Source organism: Halomonas sp., assembly GCF_052095765.1.
In the GTDB taxonomy this organism is placed as follows: domain Bacteria; phylum Pseudomonadota; class Gammaproteobacteria; order Pseudomonadales; family Halomonadaceae; genus Halomonas.
In genome coordinates, this window is sequence record NZ_JBQDJZ010000123.1 from 1,134 (window position 1) to 6,260 (window position 5,127).

The window sequence follows — 5,127 nt, forward strand, 5'->3', positions numbered from 1 at the left end:
CGCTATGGTACTTGGCTACTCTAATGTCAGCCATTTCAGCACCGCTTTTCTGAAGCAGTTCGGGTGCCTGCCGAGTAGAGTTAGACAGTTCGCTGGCGCTGCTCAGTAGAGAGCGATGAGTCACTATGTCCTCTTCTAATGCCCTCTCCGAATAGCCCGGCGCCGACTCTGGGTGGAGTTTGTCTTGCAATTCAACGATCACTCCTCTGAGGGTGAATGGCTGTTTTCCTGAATTCTTGAGTGGACTTGGATGCCCTGGTGTTGTGTATCCCATAGTGTCCGGTAGCGGCCTGCCTTTACCAGCAATTCGTCATGTGTTCCCTGCTCGATAAGCTGGCCGTCTTCAACGACCAGAATTCGGTCGGCGCCGACGATAGTCGACAGACGGTGGGCGATAACGATCACTGTCCTATTGCGTACAAGTGCATCGATGGCGTGCTGTACGGCCAGTTCGTTCTCCGCATCCAGTGCCGCGGTGGGCTCATCGAGGATGACGATTGGGGCGTTCTTGAGTAGCGCTCGGGCAATCGAGATACGCTGGCGCTCGCCCCCGGAAAGTCGGTCGCCGATCTCTCCCAGCCGTGTGTGCCAGCCTTGGGGGAGGCGCTCGATAAATGTCAGGCACTGCGCCGCCTTAGCAGCGGCTCGAACCTCGTCTTCGCTTGCTTCGGGCCGCGCCATACGGATGTTAGCGAGGACACTGCCGTCGAATAGGTAGACATCCTGGAATACCACTGAAATTAAGTCACTCAGTGCTTCACTGGGTATCTGGCGCAGGTCAGTATCGCCAATCGTAATGCGTCCTTGCTGGGGGTCGGCATAGCGCATTAGTAATCGAGTCACCGTGGTCTTACCTGCGCCCGAAGAGCCCACCAGCGCCGTCATGCTACACGCCGGAAACATGGCGCTAAAGCCCACGAGCGCAGGGTTATCGGCTTGCGTATAGCGAAAGGAGACGTCTTCAAAGCGAATGTCGAAGGTGTCGGGTACGACAGCGGGAGTCTGCTGTGGCAGAGGGGGGACCGCCAGCAACGCCTCGATGCGTTCCAGTGCTGCCTCGATCATTTCCAGCATCATGGTATAGCTGACAAAGGTTGCCAGCGGTTCGGAAAAGCGCACGATGATGACCAAGGCGGCTGCCAGCGACGCAATATCCAGGGTTCCCATCACCACCCAGGTGATGGCGCAGGTCGCCACTCCTAACAAGCCAAGTTCTACTACGCTGGCGACGATAACGTCGGGTTTAGCCGCGTGTTGACGGGTTTTAACCTGCACGGTTTCAAGATGCTGAAAGCTGGCATGCAGTGCCGCCGCTTTTGTCCCTTCGCTACATGCCGCGCGTAGAGCCGACAAGCCCTGGAGATACTCGACGATGTCGGCACTGGTGCGCCGATGCGCTTGGTTAAGCTGGCGCATGCCGCGCCGCATGGCCGGGCGGCGCCAGCCGTAGAGGGGCACGATGGCGGGGAAGACCAATAACAACACCACACCCAGTCGCCAGTCCACCAGCAGTGCGGCCAATGCGACGGTTAGCGGGGTGACCACTGCTAGCATGATGAGGTTGGCGATGGCCAGGGTGTAATTGAGGTTTTCATCCACGTTGCCGAGCAGCATCGACGTCATCTCCCCCGTGCGACTGTCCTGCAAACGTTCCAGTGGCATGCGGCGCAGCTGTTCGCCAAGGCGGGTGCGCAGCGCGTGGGTCATTGCTGCCAACTGGCCGTTGTACTCAAAACCCTGTGCCCACCAGCGCAGAACAGTGGCGGAGATGGCCAAGAGCGTCATGGTTGCCAGCCAATGCAGTGCAGCCTCCGTATCACCGGTCGACAGCATTGCCCTGAATATCGGAAACAGGCAGGCCAGTGCCAGCCCCTGGGCGATGGCGGCCACCAACAAACCGATCAGGCTGTTGCGCAGTGCCGCGGCATGCCCGCCAGCCGTTTTCAGCAGGCAGCGCCAGGTTGTGTACCAAGAGGTGGTGGAACGGCGGTCTGGGCCGGAGGTTATCATCGGTTATTCTCGCGCTTCAGCGCCCAGTGTTGGGCTTGCTCGTGGCGGTTCCAGAGCCGGGCATAGACACCGTCCTGCGTCACCAACTGATCGTGTTGACCGCTCTCAACTAGTTGGCCTCGCTCGAAGACCAGTATCTGATCGGCAGTACGGATGCTGGCAAGCCGGTGGGTCACCATTATCACGGTCTTGCTACGCATTAGCGCAGAGAGCGCCTTCATTAGTGCTGCCTCGTTCTCTGGGTCGGCGAAGGCGGTGGGTTCGTCGAGCACTAGAATGGGGCGGTTTTGCAGAATAGCGCGGGCAATCGTAATGCGCTGGCGCTGGCCACCGGAGAGCAGGCCGCCACGCTCCCCCACAGGTGTGGCGTAGCCCGCGGGTAGATTTTGGATGAAGCTGTGCGCCTGGGCTGCGCGTGCCGCTGCCACCACCTCATCCATTGTTGCCTCCGGCATCCCCAGGCGGATGTTATTGGCAATGCTGTCGGCGAGCAGAAAGGTCTCCTGAAACACAAAGGCGACCTGGGCCATGAGAGTTTCGGTAGTCATATCCCGAACATTAACGCCGCCGACCCGGACGCATCCGGCGTCGACATCCCAAAAACGTGGAATCAGTCGAGCGATGGTGGTTTTGCCAGCCCCCGAGGAACCGACCAGGGCAGTGACGCTGGCGGGGGCTGCATGGAAGGTAACATCGCGCAGGGCGAGCTCGCCGTCGCATAGCGCGTCAGTGCCGTATCCAAAGCTGACATCCTCGAAATCGACGGTGGTACTTGTTGGTAGGCAGGTCTGTACGGGCGTTGGCAATACGGGCAGCGCCATGACCTGCTGAATGCGCCCAATGCTAAGTTTCGCCCTGGCGACCAGATGATGGAGTGCCATCAATGGCATCACGGACTCGGCCATACCGGCGCCTAGCAACAACACAGCAGTCCAGGTAGCGAAATTCAGCGTACCTTGCGTTGTTAACCAGCTCCCTAGGCCCAGCAATACGATCAGGGTTGGCAGCGGGTTTAGCACTGCGAAGGAGTAGCGGGCGGCGAAACCTGCCTGCTGGTACCAGTCGGTGAGCACGTTTCGATAGCTCTCCAGTGCCTGCTGATAGCGGCTGAAAGTCACATGGCCGGTATCGAAGGTACGCACCACCGGCATCGCCTGAACGTACTCGACGATTGCCGCGCTGACGCACTCGCGTGCTGTGTTGTAGCGACGCTGCATTGAGTTGGCATCACGCATGGCCAGGCCAAGTACCCCCAATCCCAACAGCAGCACGGCCACTGCGCCTGATGCCAGCCGCCAGTCTAGCCAGACAAGGATCAGCAAGGTGCATAATGGCGCTACAATGGCGCGGGCATACAGTGGCGTACTGTCGGCCACGAAAAGGTGCAGCGCTTTGATATCGTCCTGCATCACCTTGGCCAGTGCGCCCGCCCCATACTGCTGTATATCCCCTAGCGACACCTGCGCTAAATATTGCGCCATGTCAGTACGCAGAATCGTCTCCAAGCGGAAAGCAGCATAGTGAGACTGGTTGAACGCGCTCAGTCGTAGCAGCAGGCTGGCGGCCAGGCAGGCAACGGCCGTGGTCATTGGTTGCCAGGGCCAGACATGGGGGTGTTGGATTAACTGCCCCAGTACAAGCGCCAGCAGGGCAATCGACGCGAGCCCGAACATGGCACTCGTGCCCGCAAGCAACATGGCAAAACGGATCTCTCCCTGCACGGGTCGCATGATATCCCACGGCTTATTCATCTCGCCTCCTCGCTAATCGCCAATGCGGCGGGTTGAAGAGGCGAACGTTCATACCTGCGATGTGCTGCTCTTCCGGTTGGCTGGTAGCGTAATGAGAGCAGCGCAGCGATGACCGCCGTCAATACTGCCAGTGCTAATACGCCTGCGTAGCCGAATGTATCCGCTAGCGCCGCACCCGCCGACATCATGCCCATGGCGACGAACATATTGAGACTGTACTGAAACGTGTAGTCGGTCGCCGGGCTTTCGAAGGACGCATGATCCATCATGACCGTGGCAAGAACGGTCGCCGCAGGATTGTAAAGAAGAAAGAAGAGGCCAATGGAGAGGGTGGCGACCATGTCGCTGGTATAGCCAAACACAGGTAGGGCAATGACCGCGATCCCCGGTATCTGAACCAGGGCGGCACCGATCAGGGCCTTACGTCGCCCTAGTTTGGTGAGTAGCCAGCCAGTCGATAGTGCTGCTAAGACACCCAACGAGGAGCCGACGACATTGACAGAAAAGCCGATGCGCTCCATTCGCCACCCCGCATCGACCAGTATGGGCGTAATGAGGGCGTAGGCAAGGCTGCTCGACATTGGATACAACAGCAACAACACGAGCCAGTGGCGGCCATTGGGTTGCCGCCAGAATGCCTTGATACACCGCATCAAGGTATTGCCAGATGCCCGTGGCGTATTCCAGCGTGGTTCACGAAACCATACCAGTAGTGTCAGGGGTAAGCAGGTGCCCACGGCAAGGATCATCACACTGCCATGCCACCCTAAATGAGGATAGGCCAGTAGCACCGCGCCCCCGCCCAGCATGTTCCCCAGCAAGCCACCAGCAATCTGGATACCGTTACCCACGCCTCGTTCATCGGGGGAGAGCAGACGGCACGCCAGCCCATCGATGGCAATGTCCTGGGTTGCCGAGAACACCGCCACGAGCAAGCACAGGGCATAAATCACTGTAAAGTCATTGAGTGGCTCGAATTGACCGAAACCCAGGAAGGTCAGCGCCAGCCCACTCTGCATGACGATTAGCCAGGTTCGGTAGTGACCGATACGGGCAATGCTATATTTGTCCACAAGGGGCGCCCAAAGGAATTTGAAAGGCCAGACCATCCCCATTAGATAGATAAGGCTCACCTGCCCCAACGTGGCTCCCTGTTCTCGCAAGATGACCACCAGCGCCACCACCAGGAATCCCAGACCGAGATACTGAGTCGTGTATAGGCTGGCCAATAGACACCAGGTAAATTTGGGTGTTTTCGAGCTCATGTGCGGCCTCATGGAAATCAGAAGGTGTGGTTAACACCGAGTCCGAAGGCACGGCCCTGGGCTGGCGCACCATAGTAGGTAGACGGTGGTGCAAAATAGCC

At 58.7% G+C, this 5,127-nt stretch carries 3 protein-coding genes; all 3 read right to left on the bottom strand.

Features of this window, described 5'->3' with window-relative positions:
* Window positions 1-198: 198 nt before the first annotated feature.
* From ACTH3D_RS12240 to ACTH3D_RS12250, 3 genes are read right to left on the bottom strand one after another with little or no spacing between them, the layout of a single operon-like run.
* Window positions 199-2,010, bottom strand: coding sequence for an ABC transporter ATP-binding protein (locus ACTH3D_RS12240; protein WP_441667407.1), 1,812 nt, complete (start codon window positions 2,008-2,010; stop codon window positions 199-201).
* Complete coding sequence (locus ACTH3D_RS12245; protein WP_441667408.1) at window positions 2,007-3,761, bottom strand: ABC transporter ATP-binding protein; 1,755 nt, start codon at window positions 3,759-3,761, stop codon at window positions 2,007-2,009. The genes ACTH3D_RS12240 and ACTH3D_RS12245 overlap by 4 nt, the downstream gene beginning before the upstream one ends.
* Complete coding sequence (locus ACTH3D_RS12250; RefSeq protein ID WP_301397671.1) at window positions 3,758-5,026, bottom strand: MFS transporter; 1,269 nt, start codon at window positions 5,024-5,026, stop codon at window positions 3,758-3,760. Before ACTH3D_RS12250 ends, ACTH3D_RS12245 begins: the two co-directional genes overlap by 4 nt.
* Window positions 5,027-5,127 lie beyond the last annotated feature (101 nt).